General features: G+C 57.8%; 12 protein-coding genes. 3 read left to right on the plus strand and 9 right to left on the minus strand.

The features are described 5' to 3' along the window. Positions 1–26: 26 nt before the first annotated feature. The 4 genes from rfbA to rfbC are packed head-to-tail and all read right to left on the minus strand — an operon-like array spanning position 27 to position 3,436. Positions 27–893 carry a glucose-1-phosphate thymidylyltransferase RfbA gene (rfbA, locus tag GGC30_RS12055; RefSeq protein WP_153924452.1) on the minus strand — a complete coding sequence of 289 codons (867 nt, stop codon included), beginning with the start codon at positions 891–893 and terminating at the stop codon, positions 27–29. Beyond that, the gene (gene rfbD, locus GGC30_RS12060) at positions 890–1,792 is read right to left on the minus strand and encodes a dTDP-4-dehydrorhamnose reductase (protein WP_153924455.1); all 903 of its coding nucleotides are present in this window, start codon (positions 1,790–1,792) and stop codon (positions 890–892) included. The genes rfbA and rfbD overlap by 4 nt, the downstream gene beginning before the upstream one ends. After that, positions 1,785–2,840: a dTDP-glucose 4,6-dehydratase gene (gene rfbB, locus GGC30_RS12065; RefSeq protein WP_153924459.1), complete on the minus strand. Its 1,056-nt coding sequence runs from the start codon at positions 2,838–2,840 to the stop codon at positions 1,785–1,787. Before rfbB ends, rfbD begins: the two co-directional genes overlap by 8 nt. 26 nt (positions 2,841–2,866) lie before the next feature. Further along, entirely contained in the window at positions 2,867–3,436 is a 570-nt protein-coding gene (gene rfbC, locus GGC30_RS12070; protein ID WP_153924462.1) for a dTDP-4-dehydrorhamnose 3,5-epimerase, read from the minus strand. Between the two features lie 77 nt (positions 3,437–3,513). Between rfbC and GGC30_RS12075 the strand changes: the two genes are divergently transcribed. Next, positions 3,514–5,994 carry a glycosyltransferase gene (locus GGC30_RS12075; RefSeq protein ID WP_153924464.1) on the plus strand — a complete coding sequence of 827 codons (2,481 nt, stop codon included), beginning with the start codon at positions 3,514–3,516 and terminating at the stop codon, positions 5,992–5,994. Beyond that, positions 5,987–8,134, plus strand: coding sequence for a glycosyltransferase (locus GGC30_RS12080; RefSeq protein WP_153924467.1), 2,148 nt, complete (start codon positions 5,987–5,989; stop codon positions 8,132–8,134). The genes GGC30_RS12075 and GGC30_RS12080 overlap by 8 nt, the downstream gene beginning before the upstream one ends. A 1,084-nt stretch (positions 8,135–9,218) precedes the next feature. Here GGC30_RS12080 and GGC30_RS12085 read toward each other — a convergent pair. Further along, a complete protein-coding gene (locus tag GGC30_RS12085) occupies positions 9,219–9,947 on the minus strand; it encodes a glycosyltransferase (RefSeq protein WP_153924470.1) in 729 nt (242 codons plus the stop codon). Between the two features lie 173 nt (positions 9,948–10,120). Between GGC30_RS12085 and GGC30_RS12090 the strand changes: the two genes are divergently transcribed. Beyond that, the gene (locus GGC30_RS12090) at positions 10,121–12,067 is read left to right on the plus strand and encodes a GSCFA domain-containing protein (RefSeq protein WP_194943590.1); all 1,947 of its coding nucleotides are present in this window, start codon (positions 10,121–10,123) and stop codon (positions 12,065–12,067) included. A 66-nt stretch (positions 12,068–12,133) separates the two neighbouring features. Here GGC30_RS12090 and GGC30_RS12095 read toward each other — a convergent pair whose 3' ends face one another. Genes GGC30_RS12095 through GGC30_RS12110 form a run of 4 tightly spaced genes read right to left on the minus strand, consistent with a single transcriptional unit; the run spans position 12,134 to position 19,917 of the window. Beyond that, on the minus strand, positions 12,134–13,201 hold the full coding sequence (locus GGC30_RS12095; protein ID WP_153924473.1) for an NAD-dependent epimerase/dehydratase family protein: 1,068 nt from the start codon (positions 13,199–13,201) through the stop codon (positions 12,134–12,136). After that, positions 13,188–15,362 (minus strand): hypothetical protein, encoded by a 2,175-nt coding sequence (locus GGC30_RS12100; protein ID WP_153924476.1) that lies wholly within the window; start codon positions 15,360–15,362, stop codon positions 13,188–13,190. Before GGC30_RS12100 ends, GGC30_RS12095 begins: the two co-directional genes overlap by 14 nt. Then, on the minus strand, positions 15,359–16,879 hold the full coding sequence (locus GGC30_RS12105) for a hypothetical protein (protein WP_153924479.1): 1,521 nt from the start codon (positions 16,877–16,879) through the stop codon (positions 15,359–15,361). The genes GGC30_RS12100 and GGC30_RS12105 overlap by 4 nt, the downstream gene beginning before the upstream one ends. Beyond that, positions 16,879–19,917, minus strand: a complete 3,039-nt coding sequence (locus tag GGC30_RS12110; protein ID WP_153924482.1) for a hypothetical protein — start codon at positions 19,915–19,917, stop codon at positions 16,879–16,881. Before GGC30_RS12110 ends, GGC30_RS12105 begins: the two co-directional genes overlap by 1 nt. Between the last annotated feature and the right edge of the window lie 44 nt (positions 19,918–19,961).

Here is a 19,961-nt window from a genome sequence, read left to right on the forward strand (position 1 = left end):
CGACCAAGGCTCCGACAGGGTGGTATTCAGATCCGGATCATGTTCCTGAGATACTGGCCGTAGGCGCTCTTACCGAGCTTGGCGGCCAGTTTTTCTAGCCGGGCTGCGTCTATGAAGCCCTTTTGGTAGGAGACCTCCTCGGGACAGGCGATCTTGAAGCCCTGACGTTTCTCCAGAACGCTGACGAACTGAGCCGCGTCGATCAGACTGTCGGGGGTGCCGGTGTCGAGCCAGGCATAGCCGCGTCCCATGATCTCGACCGACAGCTTGCCGCGTTCCAGATAAATGCGGTTGACGTCGGTGATCTCCAGCTCGCCCCGCGCCGAGGGCTTCAGATCGTGAGCGATCTCGACCACGTCTTTGTCGTAGAAATACAACCCCGTCACCGCCCAATTGGACTTGGGTGTCTGGGGCTTCTCCTCGATCGACAGGGCGCGCATTTGCTCGTCGAACTCGACCACCCCGTACCGTTCGGGGTCGTTGACGTGATAGGCGAAGACCGTCGCCCCGTCCGGTCGGGCCATGGCGCTGGTGAACAGGTCGTTGATCCCGTGGCCATAAAAGATGTTGTCGCCCAAGATCAAGGCCGACGGACTGTCGCCGACGAAGTCCGCGCCGATCACATAGGCCTGGGCCAGGCCCTCGGGGCTGGGTTGGACGGCGTACTGGATCTCCATGCCCCACTGCGAACCATCGCCAAGCAGGGCCTGGAAGCTAGGCACGTCGCGCGGAGTCGAGATGATCAGCACCTCGCGGATGCCCGCCAGCATTAGGGTCGACAGCGGATAGTAAATCATCGGCTTGTCATAAACCGGCATCAGTTGTTTCGAGGTGACCAGGGTCATCGGATGCAGGCGGGTGCCGGAACCTCCGGCCAGGATGATACCCTTCATGCGGCGGCCCTTTCGGCGTGTAACTCGTTGACGATCTCGGCGACTGCGGCCTGCCAGTGGCGAGGAACGACGCCGTAGTCGCGGGTCAGTTTGTCGGTCGACAGGCGCGAGTTGGTCGGGCGCTTCGCTGGAGTAGGGTATTCAGACGAGGGGATGCCCTCGACCGCAGCCGACGGCCCGCCGGCCGCAGCACTCAGGACAAAGATTTCGGTCGCCAACTCAGCCCAGGTGGTCTCGCCCGCGTTGACAAACTGATAGACGCCGGTCGGCGCATCGACGTCGGCGATCATCTTCAACGTGATGGTCTTCAGCGTCGCCGCGATATCGCGCGCCGAGGTTGGGCAGCCGTGCTGATCGGCGACCACCCGCAGAACCGGCCGATCGGCGCCGAGCCGCAGCATAGTCTTGAGGAAGTTGGCGCGATGCACGCTCAGCACCCAGGCCGTCCGCAGCACGACAGAGCGCGGATTGCCGCTGCGCACCGCCAATTCGCCGGCCAGCTTGGACGCGCCGTAGACACCAAGAGGCCCGACTGGGTCGGTCTCGACATAGGCGCCGTCCTTGGCCCCGTCGAACACGTAGTCGGTCGAAACCTGGATCAGCGGAATGCCCGCCTCTCGCGTGGCATCGGCTAGCACCGCCGGCCCTATGGCGTTGGCGGCGAAGGCCGCGGCTACCTCTGTCTCGGCCCTGTCGACGGCGGTGTGGGCCCCTGAGTTGATCACGGCGACGAACGGAGTGGCGGTGAAGGCGGCCCGGACCGAGGCGGCGTTGCCCAAATCCAGCTCCGCACGCGTCGGCGCATGCAGCACGACGCCATCGGGCCAGTCAGCAGCCAGCAGTTCCAGCCCGACCTGCCCGGTGCCGCCGGTTATTAGGATGTGGATGGGATCAGCCATTGGCCACGCCTAGGCGTTGGGTCGAATAGCGGGCGTCTAGAATGTCCTGCCACCAAGCCTGGTTCTCCAGATACCAGATCACGGTCTTCTCGATCCCTTGTTCGAAGGTGACCGATGGCTGCCAGCCCAGGTCGTCGCGAATCTTTGACGCGTCGATGGCGTAGCGATGATCATGACCCGGGCGGTCGGTGACATAGGTAATCTGGTCGGCGTACTGGCCTTCCGCCTTGGGCCGCAGCCGGTCTAGGATCGAACATATGGCGGTGACCACCTCAATGTTTTTGCGCTCGGAATTGCCGCCGATATTGTAGGTCTCGCCCGGCTCACCTCTTTCGAACACGGCCTGGAGGGCGTGGGCGTGGTCGTCGACGAACAGCCAGTCGCGCACGTTCGACCCGTCGCCATAGACCGGCAGGGGCTCGCCGTTCAGGGCGCGGATGATGATAAGCGGGATCAGCTTCTCGGGGAAATGATAGGGGCCGTAGTTGTTCGAGCAGTTGGTCACTAACACCGGCAGGCCATAGGTATGGCCCCAGGCGCGCACCAGATGGTCCGACCCGGCCTTGGACGCCGAATAGGGCGAGCGCGGATCATAGGGGGTGGTCTCGGTGAAGAAGCCGTCCTCGCCCAGGGATCCGAACACCTCGTCGGTCGAGATGTGATGGAAGCGGAAGCCGGCCGTCTTCGTCTCCGGCAGGCCACGCCAGTAGCCTAGGGCCTGGTTCAGCATGACGAAGGTGCCGACCATATTGGTCTGGATGAAGGCGCCCGGCCCGTCGATCGACCGGTCGACATGGCTCTCCGCCGCCAGATGGGCGACCACGTCCGGTTGGAAGTCGTACAGGGCCTTGGACACGGCGTCGGCGTCGCAGATGTCAGCCTGCACGAAGCTGTAGCGGTTCCTGGAAGCCACCGGCTCCAGCGAGCCCAGCACGCCCGCATAGGTCAGCTTGTCGAACACCAGAACCTCGTGATCGCTTTGTTCGATCAGGCGTCGCACCAGGGCCGAGCCGATAAAACCGGCGCCGCCGGTAATCAGAATACGCATCAGATGTCTCTTGGTCCGAGTTCAGGTCAGGGCGTGGGCAGCGGTTCGAGCGGCCGGCCGTCGTATTCAAAGGGACTGTCAAACTCGGCCAGGGTCGGCAGAATCTTATCCTTGTCCGACAGAACCGCACCCGAGGGTGGCAGGGGCCAGTCGATGGCGATGGCGGGGTCGTTCCAGACGATGCCGCCGTCACAGTCCGGCGCATAGACATCTGTTACCTTGTAGGCGATCTCAACGTCCGGTTCGAGGGTGACAAAGCCGTGGGCGAAGCCCACCGGCACGAACAGTTGCTCTCCGCCTTCGGCTGTCAGTTTGGCGGCGACGTGTTGGCCATAGGTCGGAGAGCCGCGTCGAACGTCCACCGCATAGTCCATGATCGAACCACGCACGCAGCGCACCAACTTGGCCTGGGCGTGCGGCGGACGCTGAAAATGCAACCCGCGGATCGTGCCTTCGAAGGCCGAGAACGACTGGTTGTCCTGAACGAAGCGCGCCTCGATACCCGCCGCCTGCGTCGCGGCTTCCGAATAGGTCTCCATAAACCAACCACGGGCATCGCCGAAACGACGAGGGCGGAGAAGAACGACGCGACTCATATGCAGATTCCCCTTATGCCACAGTCCTATACCGCGACCTTTCTTTCCTGCCACGCGAAACCTATGACGCTGCAATTGTGACCCTCTTTCTCTATAGAAAGAGGGCGGTTGAATATGGGGCGCACGTGCAGCAGGGCTGGCTTGGATTTTGGCGTGGTTTCGCGAACCTTTGGTGTCGTCCGTCCGATTTGCGGCGTGAGGGCAATCGATTAAGAGATAACGGGCTTTGGAACGAAGCGGCTCGAGCCTATCGTTATTATCTCGCCAAACGCCCCCACGATCACGGCGTCCGGATTCAGTACGGCAATATGCTGAAGGAGGCTGGCCGGTTTCAAGAGGCGGACGCCGCATACGCCAGGGTGCAAGCTGAAAATCGCGACGTCGAGGTGCTCAAGATGCGTGGTCATCTTGCCCTTCGGATGGACGCGCCTTCACGTGCCGCCGATTATTTTTTGCAGGCTTGGCTCGAAAACCCAACGAAGAACAGCGCCTCGGATCTGTTTGAAGCCACCTGCCTACCGTACGTGTCCGATGCATTTAACCGCGCCGGCTTGGACCTGCCGTTGGGACGTATTGAAACGGGCGGCGGCCGCATGGTCGTCGGTTGGGTCCGCGTTTTCGATTCCGATGAACCTTGCGAGGTCGAGTTCGTCCAAGATGACGTGATGCTCGGGCGTGTGATCGTAGATATTCCGCGCCCCGAGATTGAGAGGGAGGGGTTGGCGCGCCTCAATTGTGGATTTGCTGCCGATGTCGCCTGTTTGGACAAGGTTCCAAACTGGGATGCTCCGATTGAAGTGAGGGTAGCGCGGCGGGGCGGCGATCTGATCGGTTCTCCGTTCCGCATCGAAATCCAAGATGCAGTTCAGAAGTGGCTGCTGAGATCTGCTCTTCTTCCCGGGAAGGCTGCGGAGACGCCGCGTCTGACCTTTATAATGCCTGTCCACAATCCCGAACCGTCGTGGTTGGTTGAAGCGCTCTCAAGCGTGTGCAGTCAGGATCGAGGTGATTGGGAACTGGTCTGCATCGACGATGGATCGGCGCCTGAAGTGGCGAATATCCTCGATGAGTGGCGGGCGCGAGATTTAAGGATAAATTTGTGTCGCAACGAGAAGTCGCTTGGTGTGTCCGCCGCGACAAATAGAGGTCTGCAGGCGGCCAAGGGCGAAATTGTTGCGTTTGTAGATCATGATGATCGTGTTGAGCCGGAGGCCGCAAGGCGTATTATTGAAGCCTTCGATCTTGGAGCGGATGTTGTCTATTCTGATGAACTTCTTACGGAAGAAAATTCTAGTATAGTGAGAAGTGTTGAGCTTCGTGGAGATTTTTCGCACGATTATTATCTATCTCATCCTTATTTCGTTCATCTTGTCGCTGTTAGGCGATCTATTGCAGTAGAAATTGGCGGTTTAGATGAAAATCTAAACATATCTACGGACATCGATTTTGTTTTGAGAGTTCTTGAGCGCTCTAAGAGTGTCTCTCATGTTCCTTCGCTTCTCTATCGATGGCGGGTCCATGGTAAGAGCCTGGGCCATGCAAAAAAGCCGCTAGTCATGCGAGAGACCGTAAGCGCCATTGAGCGGCATCTACGCCGCCTCGGGCTATCGGCCGAGGTTGTTGAGGGGGCGTCCTTCAATACATATAGTATTGAGTGGCCAAAATCGAAAGAGAGAACGCTAGCAGTGATGCCTACGCGTGATGGTATTGATTTTTTATCCAAGGCCGTTGGAAGTGTTCTTAAAACGACTGGTGATGATTTAGATATTGTAATAGTAGATAATCAGTCTGTTAAAGAAGAAACTCTTTCTTATTTCTCAAATCTTCCTGCTAGAGTTAAGGTTGTTCGCCATGAAGGTAAGTTTAATTTTTCTGTTATAAATAACCGCGCTGTTCGGTCGTGCGGAGATGGATACGGTAGAGTCCTTTTTCTAAATAATGATATAGAAAGTACTGAGAAGGGATGGCATGAGCGCCTTGCCGGCTTGGCGGACCGGTCCGATGTAGGGGTTGTGGGTGCCAGCCTCATGTATCCGGACTGGAGAGTCCAGCATGCTGGTGTTGTTCTTGGTCTGGGTGGCCCTGCCGAGCATGTTTTCAAGTTCGCTCAACTGCACCCAAATTCAACACAAAAGAATGTTGGGCCAGGATGTGCGTTCGCTGCCACGCGCGATGTTTCCGCAGTCACGGCAGCTTGTATGATGATGCGTCGATCTGTCTTTCTCGAAGTAGGCGGATTCGATGAGGCGCTGGTAGTCGGCTTTAACGATACGGATCTTTGTTTACGTGTTGGAGCGGCTGGCTATAAAATTTTGAATGATGGCGGTTGCTGGCTGGTTCACCATGAGTCTGCGACACGCAAGGTGACCAACCAAGTGCTGCATCCTGACGACGCCGCACGCTTTAGATCTCGTTGGGAGGCTTCGCTGCAAGCGGGCGATCCGTGGTATTCGCCTCTGGCCAGTCTGGATCCGTCGACGCTTGAGCCTGTGTCGCTTGACCGTGAAATACCGCCACGCGTGTCTCGGGTCCGTCTTGTTGGAGACCGGCATGTCTGATTGGCGCGGGGGCGTGCGTCGGTATTTTCGCGAGCTGCGTAAGCCCAGGCCAGCGTCGGACAAGGCTTGGGCTCGACGTCTCGACTTGACTGCACGAGCCGAGCTCAAGGCCGGCAATATCGCCCGGGATGCCGGGCGTTGGGAAGAGGCGGCGGGACATTATGCGGCGCATCTGCGTCTCAAGCCTGACGCCCATGCGATTCATGTCCAGCACGGCAATATGTTGATGGAGCTCGGAGAGCTTCACCTGGCTGAAGCTGCTTTCCGTCTGTCTTTACAAGCGCATGAAACTGCAGGCGCCTATGTGCAGCTTGCAATGAATCTGTCTACGCAGGGCCGCCGCGAGATCGCGCTGCAAAGCCTTGCGCATGCGCACAGCCTTGAACCCCGCAGCTCTGAAGTTGCGACTGCGTTCGATATTTTGCGCAATCGGACGCAATGGCCAAGTCGTCGTGCTCTGGGGCTGGATAGCGCGGACGACTCGCAGTTGTCTTCCGAAAGGGCGCTGTGGCTGCTGCGAGACTATGACGTCTTTCGCCGACACGTTCCCACTCCGCCGGCTCCGGTGAAGTCCCCGGCCAAGGTTCACGTGTGGATCGATGCGGTGAACGCGGGGCCCGCAAAACTGAGGGTGACCATTCGATCGCTTCAACAGCAGGATCACCAAGACTGGCAGGCCACCATCTTTGGGGCTCCCGAGCTGATCGATCATCCGGTCGGCTCTCTGATCGTGGCGGACGAGAGGTTCTCCACAGGCGGCCGCATAACGTCCGAGGAGCGTATCTCGACGCCGCTGGTGTTACTGTCTGCCGGGCTGGCTTTGGATCCCAATGCGCTGTCCTGGCTAATCTTTGCGCTCGAACGTACAAATTCTGATGTCGCCTATTCTGATCATGAGTACGGATTTTTCGACTGGCGTGACGGCCTGGCGCGGCGGGACCCGGTATTGTTCGCCGAGGCCGACCCTATAGATATCCAAACGACAGGCTACCCGCCTGAGATCGTCATTCTGGCGCCGTCAACGACTCTCAGCGGCCTTGACGATCGCCTAGGCGAGGTAAGGCGCAACCTTGTGCGGGACGCAACAACGAGGGGGGGGGCGGCTCATATTCCTCTTTTCTTGGGCGCGGTGATGGAAGTGCAAATTGAAGTCGATGCGACTCCAAAGGTTGTGGTTCCCTCGGCATGGAAATGCGCTGTCGTGGGAACGGATAATGAGGAAGCGGAACGCGGCCGAATTCAGGTGATCATCCCGACCCGAAACGAATCGGCGATGCTGTCTGCATGTGTGGAAAGTTTGCTAACCAAGGCAGCCGACCCAGAAGACCTGTCCTTTATCATAATAGACAATCGCAGTGATGAGCCCGCTATGAGCGCTCTTTTGGAGAACTTAACTGGACGAGGTCATGAAATATTGAAAATGGATGAGCCCTTTAACTGGGCGCGTTTCAATAATCATGCTGCACATGGACGAGACGGCGTCCTGCTATTTGCGAATAATGATCTTGAGATGTTGACCCAAGATTGGGACGCATTGTTGAAGGATCATTTGCGGCGTCAATGTGCTGGTGTGGTGGGGGCGAGGCTGGTTTATGCCGATCGCACAATCCAACATGGCGGAATCGCCTTTGGCGGCGGGGAGAGCGGGCTGACGCATGAAGGGGTGGGCGCGCCAAAAGAGGCGGTCGGCCCTCTGCAGCGTTGGACTCGTGCGCGTGGAGCTGCAGCGGTCACTGGCGCTTTTATGGCCGTATCTTCGGAAGTCTTCCAACGAGCCGGAGGGTTCAATGAGAGCCTAGCCGTCGCCTATAACGACGTCGATTTTTGTATGCGGGTCCGTGCGCTTGGATTGATGGCGATCTATGCGGGAGACATTGAAGCCATTCACTTCGAATCTCGATCGAGGGGGCGTAATGACACCCCCGTGAAAATCTCCTGGGACCTGCTTGAACGTCACGAAATCTTCAAAGACTGGGGGCGCGAGCTCCTGCATGATCCAAGTCGAAATCCCAACTGGCGAGGTGTGGACGCCAACCCGTTTCTTGGTCTGGCTCAGCCAAGCCTGCCTGAAATCCTGCGCCACATTGACCGCAGTGCGCGTCCCCGATCTTGGACGGTCGCCGCCCCTTCATTTGGGTAGAGATGCGGTGAAGCCAAACGTCCCGATGGTCGCGTGTCGTTTCGGCAAGACACTAGTCCCCCGCGAATTGCTGCAGTGATCATCACGTCATAGATGACCCGCGTGACGTATTGGATCAACTCGAAGAACTTTCTTAGTTCCGCTGAGTTTGTGCGCGGTACCTAGCGGATGTCATCGGGCTGAAGGATAAAATTGTTCGCCCTAAAGAAGCCAGAGGGGTCTGTCAGATTAAGTCTGGAAATGACGGGCACGCCTCTGCGGTCTCAGGCGCGTTGGTGCCGATTGATCGCGCGATGTTCACGCATTCGAGCCGGAAGAAAAAAAGAGCGCGCATTGACGCTGTTGGTGTCCAGTCCGCCTAGGCGCTGAACGCGGCAGTCAATGTTACGTAACCTGTGGGCACTTCTGAAAGCGTAACAGCTCCGACAGCCTCGAAGCTGCTGTAACGTCGCGGCTGGGCCGCCAAATTGATCTGATCCCCCGCTTAAGTATGATGTTTTCGCCATGGTCGCTGTGGATGGCCTTCAAAGTCGTCGCACACGTCTGGCCATCTGAAATTAGGTGGATAATGGCGTTCTCGGGCAGACCCTGAACGCCGCCTGCTCCGGCTAGTATGTCCAGTATGTTGCTGACACCGTAGATCAACTGGACGCGCCAAGGGGTGGCCACGTGACCCAAAACCGTCACGCCATTGGTGGGCCACAGCGCCAGAGACACGACCACCTGAGGGCTCACGACCTCGCCTCGAAGCGCCGACAGAATTTCTCTTTCGGCCTGCTGTGCCGACAGGTGCCGCGAGGCGCACCTACCCTGCGAATGGCAGGGTGATGTTGCCGTCTTGGACAACGACGAATGGAGGCAGTCCTGCTGTCGCAACCGCTGTAGCGCCCGCGGCTTAAGCTCCGCCTACGCCGCCACCGAAAAGAGCGCCGTCCGGCTAAAAAGCGCCATGCTGACGGCGTCGCGTGCGGTTAGAAAAAATGCGACGAGTGGTCATGACTTTCGCAGCTTGTGGCGAGGCGAATCTGTTCGAGTAGGCTGGGCTGGAGTCGAAGACGCTGGCCGTCCGAAAATTGGAATGGATCTAGGATCCGTGCTTGATCTGTGGAGCCTGTTCGGCGGCGAGATAAAGGTCGCGTTCCGCCTCCCACAAATCCCCGTAATCAACGCCTTGCCACTGTTCAAACCAAGGACCGCCGTTTGTGTAGTGTATGGCGGCGGGCGTTTTGGAGAGGGGCTCGTATTCGCCGACTAGGAAGTTCCATTCCAAATCCAGGCCGCCGATGTCCCGATCGTTCGAGATCCATTCAAACCGATGGAGAAAAGCGGGCGCGGCGTCGTTGACCGTGTCTGGCCGAAGGTCACGGACACTTTTGTGGCGACCATTAAACGCCATGAATGACGACCAATTCTTGCGCGGATATACGGTTTGAGCCTTGCCGTCCATTTTAATCTGGTGGCTCGGTTCGTAGGTGTGCTGGACCACGTACAGGGCCTTCTCGTTGTCGAGTTGATCGATCAGATCGTTGATGTCCTGAGTGAACAGGAAGTCGCAATCGACGAAAACAGACCATTGGTCGTAGGCGGCGAGGTAAGGCGTCAGAAATCGGGTCAAAGAAAATTCGGTCGAGGCCGTCGCGTCCGGAGCGCGATTGTACAGGCCGATTTCGCGCAGCGTCGGCTGCCGTAAGGGGGTCACCTCAATAGGGCGTTTGGCGTGCCGTAGAAGGGAGTGGCGGCATACCTGCCAAGCGATATCTTCGCGCGAATCGTAGCCGACAAAAATCTTGAGGGGACGAACGGCGTCGAACATCAGCAGGCTCCTGGTTACCTTCTGCCCAAACTATAGGCCATGGGCATGATGGTCGAGCCCGTTGTATGTTTCGAAGGCTGTTTCGGTCGGACGCCTTCGCAGAAGTTGGGTTGCGGGGGTGGCCGAGGGCCGCGGGGATGGTAGGCTCCAGAGTGGTTTTGGCGGAGGCGTTAGTGCCCTACACGATTTCGGTTTTTGGAAACTGTCAGGCAAATGGTGTTGCGGACTGTCTGGCGGCCATGTTGCCGACGGCCCGGATCCTCCCTGGTTTCGCTAGAGACATCCGAGAGGGCGTGGTTGACCTAGATAAAATCCTGTCGAGTAGCGATGCTGTCGTCACGCTGACTTCAATGCATGCGCGCGTAATGTCTGCGCTGAAGGCTCTCGGTCGTGATGCTATCCCCGTCGTTTCGTTGCCGACCATTTACTACACGGGATTTCATCCCGATTTCATCCATGCGACGGTCGATGGACAGGGGGTAAAATCTCCCGTTGGAAGCGGAAATTCGGCCATCGCCCTAGCTGCGTGGCGAGCAGGGTTAACGGTCGAGCAAACCTTGTCGCTGTTTCGTCGAGAGACGTTCGAGTATCTCGGCTATTTTGACTATGACCGCCGAGCGCAAGAGGGCTTCTTGGCGCAGGCGCTGGCTCTGGGTTTTGATTTCAGTGAAGATGTCCAGCGTTGGCGTGCGTCGGGATGTTTCGTTCATACGCCGAACCATCCGAAGCTTTCGGTCCTCGCCTCACTGGCGCGAGCGGCGCTGAAACGCCTGGGTATAGCTCCTGCGTTTCAAAACGTAGAACATCTTGTTCCAGATATATTCTCAACTAACGTAAGTTGGCCAGTGTACCCAGAAATAAGCGATAATCTTGGTGTTTTGGGTGAGTATGTATTCAAGCCGGCGGCGGGCAGTCGAAAATTAGCTGCGCCCTTGAAGGTGTTTGATCTTAGGGGGTTCGTCGAAGGATCGTTCGAAAATTATAAGTTGCTAGAGCCTAAAAAAATTGAGTCGGCTAGGTTCGATGATTTGAGATATGGTAGTCTCGCTGAAATTCTGAAGCCTTCGGGTGGTCATCCTTATAAAGGGCTTCCCGATCATCAGTTCTGGAACAAGTCCGTTCTTGGAGATTTCAAAAGAATCGATCCTGTCGCTCTGCCTGGTCATGCCCTTGAAAGGGACGATTTGATCGCAACTGCGGGAAGTTGTTTTGCGCAGCACATAGCCCGTGCTCTCTCTAAGAGCGGCTACTCCTATTATGTTGCTGAATCCGCCGATGGCCTCTCCGAAGATGAGGCGACGAGGCGGCAGTTTGGAGTGTTCTCAGCTCGCTATGGAAATGTCTACACTGGTGAGCAACTAGCGCAGCTTTTTGATCGTGCAGATGGCAATTTCGTCCCGGCCGACGACGTCTGGAGGCGCCCGGATGGAAAATTCGTCGACGCCTTCCGACCTCAGGTAGAGCCCGATGGTTTTGACAGCGAGGAGGCCGTTCTGCGGGCTCGGGCTGTGCATTTCGAGGCTGTTCGTAAAATGCTGCGAGAACTCGATGTATTCGTTTTTACCCTGGGTCTCACAGAGGCGTGGCGATCTCGCGCGGATGGTGCAGTCTATCCATTGGCCCCGGGGGTCGCGGCTGGGGGCATGGACCCTGAAAAATACGAGTTCCACAACTACACCGTCGAAGAAACCATCTCGGCGTTGGAACGTGCTTTAGACCGGCTTTGGAGCGAAAATCCGAATGCCCGGGTGATCCTCACAGTGTCGCCGGTTCCTTTGGCGGCGACCTATGAACCTCGTCATGTGCTTCAATCGACAACCTACAGTAAATCTGTGCTGAGGGTGGTAGCGGAAAAATTGAACCAAAAATACGAACTGATTGAATACTTCCCTTCTTACGAAATTATAACAGGCTCTTTCAATCGAGGTGCTTACTTCGAGGATGATCTTCGAAGTGTAACCGCCGACGGCGTGTCCCATGTGATGGAATTGTTCATGAAGCATCATGCACAAGGTGAGCGCATGGATGAGCAGCAAAAACTATCAAATGCCCCGAGTTCGAGAGAGCAACAGGAAGGTGAGGCTTTGGTCTGTGAAGAGGAGCTTCTCTCTCGCGTTTAAAGTAGAGGCTGGCCTGCGAAGTTCATCTCGTGTCGAGGCCAGCCTGCCGATACCTGCGGGCGTTTTCTATTTGTCATGCTCTGCCATGGCCCACTGGGCGAGGAGGCTCGCGCCTTTGGCGAAATCCGTCTGGGGAGACCAGCCGAGGTTTGCCTTGGCGGCGGAGATGTCCGCGATTGCGTGGCGAATATCACCTGCCCGAAATTCGCCGGTGATTTCCGGAGACGTGGTGTTCCCAAGCGCCTCGAGAATGCGTTCGGCGGCAAACCGGATCGAGATGCGCTCGCCGGAGCCGATATTGAAAACTCGGTTCGCCGCCTCTGCGCTGACACATCCCAAGATGAAGGCCTCGACGACATCGTCGACAAAAACGAAGTCGCGATAGATTTCTCCATCTTCAAATATGCGCAGCGTTCTGCCTTCCAAGACCTGCTGGCAGAAGATGGACAGGACGCCTGTATAGGGATTCTGAAGCGATTGGCCTGGCCCGTAGACGTTTTGTAAGCGCAGACGCACAGTCTCCCAGGGCACCGGTGTTTGCTGCAGTAGATATTCCTGCATCAATTTACTTGAGCCATACACCGAGCCGGGTCGCAGAGGGCAGTCTTCCGGAGTGGGGATGGGTGTCAGCCGGTCGCCCATTTGGTCGAAGAGATCAAACTCTCCTCGCGCCATTGCTGCTGAATCACGCGGTTGGGGGACGACAAGCTCGCCCTTTTTGTTCTGATAGGCTCCTTCACCGTAAGCGGCGCGGGTCGCGGCTAGAACGATCCGGCGCGGAGGTGTCGGAAGTCGTTTGAGGCTCTCGAGCAGATAGGTCGTGCCCATGACGTTGACGTCACAGTAACGCGCCGGTTCGTCCGCGGACTGGCCGGTGCCTGTTTCAGCCGCCAGATGGATGACGACGTCCGGGCGAGATGCTTGAAGCGCATCGTAGAGCGCCGCGCGATCACGAACGTCGCCGACCACCAAGTCGCACGCCGTAAACGGGGCAGGATTTTCGCCGTGCACCTGAGGGTGCAGGTTGTCGAACGCCGTCACCGAGGCGTCGGCCTGCGTCAAACGCTTGCAAAGGCGAGAGCCGATGAAGCCAGCTCCGCCGGTCACGAATATTCTGAGATCAGAGAGGTTCAATAAAAGTCCTTTCGCGATCCTCGTCGCGCTGTTTCGTGCGGAGCGATTCTGCCTGATTGAGAACCGATTTTACTTGGGCCATCAGCCGATGTGATGTGTAGCGGTCAGCAAGTCGAGTTTCGGCCTTCCGGAGCGTTGAAGTGTGGAGATCATCATCCGTGATGAGTGAGCGGATTGAAGAAGCCCACTCCTCCTTCCGAGACGCCAACAATCCGGCGCCGCCAGCGCATGCAGACGCATAGACAGGCAGATCGGAGGCCACGGTGGCGATGCCGGCCGATGCATACTCGACCCATTTGGTGTCCGCTTTGCACCGGTTGAAGCTTGAATCTTGAAGGGGCGCCAAGCCAACGGTCCAGCCCAGAGACGCCAGCTTCTCGAGAAATCCAGTGTAATCGCCAACACCTTCATGGTGGCGGACGCGAGGCCCAAAAACTTCCAGACCCTTTGGCGGGCGAATGCTGCCAAAAGTTTCAAATCTCAGGTCAGGAAACTCGCCCATTAGATCGTAAATCACCGGCAGCACCATGTCCAGGTCGGCGCTGTGTCCGCCGGTTCCCATGTAGCCAATCACTCGGGGGATGTTCGGGCGAGCGCGATCAATGAGGCCTTGCGAAGCGCAGTAGATGTCGCCTGCAACGATGGGGGTGCTTATTCCGTGCTCCCCAAGCACGCGCTTGAGTTCGGGCGTTGAGGCATAAATTAAATCTGACGCTTCCATCGCGAACCTCAGCGCGGATAGGCGTTCCGGTGCATTGTAGCGTGCGTATTTGGCCGGCCCCAAGCTCAGGGGCACGTTCAACAGGTCATCATCAATGTGGAAAATGACAGGAATGCCCTTTCGCCGCGCGCCGGCGATCAAGGAGGTTCCATTGTCGCCCGTATAACGGGAGAGCACCATCCATGATGCATTGGACCGTTCCAGCAAGGCATCGACTACATGCCCGTCCGCCCAATCGGCCGAGTCGCTGACCATGGTCAGGTGGTGATCGTCGGATAGCGAGACTGGGCGCTCGAAGCTTATGACCTGGGTCGCGGAGACAGGATCCGCCACGACCAGAATGTTCTGCCTCGTTGTCGGTACGACTGGTGAAACGCCGATATTGAGCAAGGCGCGGAAGCGTCGCGCTACGTCTTCGCTCTCGCAGGGCAGATCGATTTCGCGCAGAAACGCCTCTTGGCGTTTCAGCAGAGCGCTTCGTTCATGCAAAGCTTTCTGGCGAAACTCGAGGACGTCGCCTGGGAGGCTGACCGCAGGCAGGCCGCGGTAGGCGTCCACGTCCATTATCCCGTCCGGATCTCGCCATACCGCGACAGGAATGCCTGCGGCGATCATGTCGATCAGAACGGATGAAGGCGGCGATATTCCATAGAGGAAAGAAGACAGATCCAGCCGATAGATGGGCTGGTCCGCAATCTGGAAATCCAGACCGATTGCCCCCAGGGAAAAACCACGCTTGCCGCCGGGGTGGGGGCGCAGGGCAATGGTCTTTCCAGCGGCGTTAAGCGCGCTGACGAACCCCACGAACATTTCCATGAAGGAGTCGCGCGACTTGCCGGACGAGTTGAAGCGAACCGAATGAAGGTTCTCGCAAATCAGACCTTCCGCCATGACGGGTGTGCGGACATCTCGCGAGGGGAGAAAGGCGGTGGGCCCGCTTTGATAATACTTCGGCCTCTGGCTTGCGGCCATGGAGTGCTGCTTATCGAGCGGCGTCCATCCGGCCACGATATCTGCGGCAAAGCGCACGCCTTGACCATGAGCGGCATTGTGGTCGCGGTTCTGAAGAAACCCTACGCACTCATAGCCATGCTGGAGTGTGATGCAGACATAGGTCGAAGGCGCCGCACGCATGACATCATGCGTTTCCGAATGCGCCGAGAGGTTCGATTCGCTCGCCGCAATTATGAGACCCTCTCCGCCATAGAGCGGGATCACGGCATCAAACGGCGTTGCATAGAGTTTCACGCTGCCGAGCGTCTCCTGGCGCAGCGTCTCCAGTTCCTTCTGCCAGAGCCCGGAGCGGTCGCGACCGCCGAACTTCTCGGAAACAAGGAACAGGATCTTGTCGTCGCGCTCAGCCGCTGCCATCAGCGCAAGGGGCCGTAGGATGTTCACGTCCTGCAGAAGGTTGATCAGGAAAACGAGGCGGCGTTTCATTGAGCCTTCTCCTGCCAAAGGAGTGCTGTGAATGCGGCGTCGCCTTCGGACACCATCACGTCCATGGAAGGCGCCAACCGCTTACAAGTCTCCGTCATTTTAGCCATGACGGTCTTGTAGCCCGGTAGTGCAGACGTGATCCTCTCGAGAGGGTGGGGCTTCAACAGATCGCTCTCTGTCTCGCTGGCCAGGGCGGACAAAGGAATCCGGCATATGATTTCGTCACGCCCTTCAAGCGTGTGAAACGTAAGATAGGCGCGAAATTCGTCTTTCAGGTGAGGAAGGAGCCGCTCAGAGAAATTGATCGCTGAAACTCCCTGCTCTCCCTCGATCCACAGGTCGTAACGAGGTCCAGGTCGACTGAATGGTCCGGCGATTGAGAAATGCCCAAGCTTTTGTATCGATCGATGGCAATCGTTGGGGCTGCTGACGCCATGCAATACGCCGAGCGGCGATATGGGGGCGGAGGTGTCGGAAAGAGTCGGCTTGAGCGCCAGCAGGGATGACAGGAAGGTGGCGAGCTGTGCGGCCTCGATGGCCGGGTTGCCGAGTTGCGTCATGCGCTTCGCAAGCTCCGGAATGACCCGCGGCCTCATGCGTAACTCGCCTCTGGCAAGGTCGCTCACAAGTGCTTTCGAACTTTCGTAGATGAAGTCGTTCAGAGCTTCGTAAAGAGGGTAGCCCGTCGACAGAATCTGGGCCCCGGCGGTGAGCGCCGTCAGAGCCCGGTTCATGGATTTTGCGATACTGAAAGGCTGTGCATTGACGGGGATGAAGGCGATCAAAGCCTCGTCAAGAAGTTGGTGTTCTTTTGCTTCGCTCCACTCTTGGACGGAAACGGTGGCGGGAAGAGAGTTAATTCTCTCGAAGCCGGCAGCGGTCAGGCTGCGGCGGTTCGTCAATACGGTGACATCCACGACATGGGAGCCGGCGAGTTGGCCGATGGCTTCCCCAAACGCATCAAGGTCGCGCAAGCCAACAGGAAAGCGTGGATTGTCTCCCTGACCAAACCATGCAACGCGAAGGTGCTTTGACTCAGCGGCAAGCTGGAATTTGCGCCCAAGCTTGGCTGCCAGGTCGTCCATCTCTGTGATGATGAAGGGGTCATTCATCACGTGACTGGGCTTGCCAGGCCAGAAATGAGCGGCAACCCCCGCCATTGTGGGGGTAGAGCAAAGGGCAAAATCGACCGACGCGTTTATTGCGCTCATCCAACTGCGCTGTTGGAGCAGACGACTATCCAATATCTGGGAAAAATTATCGTCGAAAAAGTCGATTCCGACGATTTTCCCGGCAGCATGTATGATTTTTGCGGTGGATAATCCTCGCGTATCATAGCATTTGCTTAGGATGAATGTATCGAATTCTCCAGTATGCTTCGATTTGAACTCTTCTATTGGGAGTAATGTCAGGGAGTGGCCTAAGGCCTGTAGCATTTTTTCAATGCGAAGATAACGTATCCGTGATCCTGCGCTTGATCTGTATTTTACTGATGGGGTGAGGACACAAATCTTCATCAGGACAGGCTCTTCAACACCGATAGGCCCGAGAGCAGGCGCACCCATTCTGTTGCGGGGCGAGTATCGCTGTAAATCGGGTCGATCGACTGGTTGAAGGTCTTCTGTTCAGGCGCCAAAGCGGTGATGGCGGTCGTGCAGACATTGAGCTCGCCATTCATGATCGCGTGAAGGCCAAAGGCGATGTCCTCGTCGCCAGGTTTCGATCTGTCGACCGGGAAGCCGCCGGCTGCGTCCCATGAGGACTTCTTATAAGCGGTAAGGCGTCGACGATTGGCTGCAACGGAGAAGGTCGAGAGGGGAAGGGCCGATGCAGCGAGCGGCTCGTAGAAGGTCAGGGTCGGCGTTCCCGAAAAGCTAATCTGCATAGGAAATACTCCCGAGCTGAAGAATCGGAGCATTCTGTCGCCGCGGCCGATGGAGGCTTGGACGACAGCGCAGGACGCTGTCGCGATGTTGTCGAGCGTTGCGAGAGAGGCCAGTCCCGCTAAGGTGCGGACATCGTGCAGCATCATGCCTACCTCAAGTGTGAGGAATAGTGGCGTCTGAACCTTCTCGGCGGCCATGTTGATGCTGTGCGCGACGGTTCTGCCAGCCTCCATCACCAAAAGGTCTGGGAAGATCGCTTGAAGCGGCTCAGGCACGCTGTCGACAGAGGGCGCTGCTATGATGACGCTGACTCCAACCCCTTGCTGAGCTCGAAGGGCTTCCATTGTAAGTCGCAGGCTTTCCATGTCCGTGTCCGTCTCCACCACCAGGATCGCGGTGACGATGTGAGGCAGTGGAGATGTGTCCGAGAACAAGGCGCCCGGCGCGTCGGGGGAGATCGGGAACAGCAAGGTGGCGTCTTCGGCCGTTTCGTTCTCCATGAAGCGAATCGTCAGGGCGCTCGAATGAGGGGGCGAAACAAATTCTGTGTCGGGGCCGATAGGTGACAGGCGCGCCAATGAGGAGGGGCCATGTGTCGGCTGCGCCGCAGCGGGAACTTCGACATCCCCCGGAGCTATCATCCAGCGCGGTTTGCCGCGTATCACATCTGCGATCAAAAACGCCCCATGATCGGCTGGCGTCGAAATTAGTGCGCCGATAGTCGGTAACTGGTCGTGGCCAATTTCCAATGTGCGCCCCTGTGGTCGAGGAGTCGGTGCCGCAGGTTGGGAGGGTAGCCTGACTTTGCCGTTTTCAGTGGTCGTCAGCTCGATGCCCAGCACGCCTCGGGCCCAGTCCGAAAAGGCCTGCGTCAGGACGCGCTCGCCGCCCAAGGCGTATGCGGTGTCGATCTTGATGGTTGAGATCATGGTCGTGGGATGAACTTTCGCCAACTGACGATCGGCCAAGCTCTGGTTCAACCCGCCGAGCGTCTCTGTGACCGAGGCAAGCTCGGCGTGGTGATCCCCATTTCTGGCCAGTGACGGATAGGCGATGACTTGTGCGTCGATCCAGGCTCCGTCGCCGTCATCCAGTATGATCAAGAGCGGACTATAGGGGTTCGCAAGACGGACGTCGGCGATCCCGAGGATATCGATGGCTACCGATTGCTCGGAAAGCAGGCGGAGTTCGCCACCGGTCATGTCCCATTGGAAGGCTCGGAGAGCAACATTTGAGGGAGAGGTTGACGTCAATCTCAGCCGAAGATCAAAGCGAGTGACGAACCACGCGTCCGAGATCGGGTGAGAAGACTGGAGGGATAGTGTCGCTTCCTGATGTATTTGCGGGCGCTGGCCTCGGCTTAAATCTTCAAACGTCCGCAACAAGTCTTCCGACTGCTGCTCTAAGTCTGAGGTAGTGGGAAGAAAGCCGATGGCGACGCCGCCTAGCGTTCGCAAATTATCAGTCGCAAACTCAGCAATTTTGCGCCACGGCCACGGTTGAGCCGTAGGGGAACGTGAGGTGATGGCTTTGGCCGGCGTTTGATCCTGGCGAGTGGAAGGCGGCGTATGTCTTCGCGAATTCGATCCACTGGCCGGCGTTATCTTCCTGCCTTCGTTCTGGCCGTGTCTAATAAAGTGCAGGAGCGGATTGGCCTGAGCTTCCGCAACATCGGGGTTCTGCGCAAGGTAGGCAGCGGCATCGAATTGTGGGCCGGGATTTTTTCCCTGCTTCCAGCCATGATCGAGATAGTGGGCGGCGACGTTGTGATTGCCTTTGGGTAGGCCTGGAACCTGTGCTCGATACCAGGCGGAATCGAACAGGGGCGTGGACAGCAACTCCATCACGTCCTTGCGACGTTCAACGAGCATGGCGTTGGCAGGGGGAGCGGGCTTGTGACCTTTCGCGCGCCCCTGCGTGACGAAATGAATCAGGGGATTGAGGCCTGACTTCGATATCCCTGCGTCCTGGCTCACATACCAGTGAGTATCGAAGTCGGGGCCCGGCGATCGCCCCTCGCTGCCGCCGTGGTGAAGGAAATGCTCGAGCGGCGCGGCCTTGGCCTCCCGGACATCGCGATATTTGGCGAGGTACCACTCCGCATCGAAGAGGCCGCTGGCTAGTATCATGGCCATGGCTTCGCGTTCGTTCTTCGGGGGGGATTGAGGTTTTTCCGCATGGCGCTTGAGCAGTCGGTTGGCCCAGGCCTTGAGGCGTCTCTTGATCGACCGCCTTGATGCGGCGGGTTTGGATGCTGACTTGGCGAGAGGGCGCTGCGCGGTGGAGGGGGGCCGTGGAGCGTCGCCGACTGCGATTGACTGATCCGTCGTCCGCGCGGACGCCTTTTCGATCCTCAGTTCGTTTTCAGCCGTACTCAGCTTCGCGGCCAGCGAGGTCAGTTCCCGCCCGAAATTGAGCGCCTCCTTCCGGCGGGTCTCCACTTCTTCGTTTACAGCGCGCAGGCGTTCGTCGCCCCGGGTCGCCTGTTCCCGCGCATAAGACAAGGCGGCGCGTTCGGACGCCAGGGTAACGCGCAGTTCCGCTACATCTTCGCTGAGGCGATCCGCACGGGCGATCCGGTCGGCCAGTTGGTGCTGCAGGTCCAAAATGCTCGAGACTTCACGTTCGGTGATTTCGCTGGACGAGCCCAATTTCTTGTCGTTGCCCATGAATTTCGTCTACGTCTTTCAGCGTGTGGTGGTGCTGGAGGCAC

The sequence above is a fragment of the Brevundimonas sp. SPF441 genome (genome assembly GCF_009661015.1).
In the GTDB taxonomy this organism is placed as follows: Bacteria; Pseudomonadota; Alphaproteobacteria; order Caulobacterales; family Caulobacteraceae; genus Brevundimonas; species Brevundimonas vesicularis.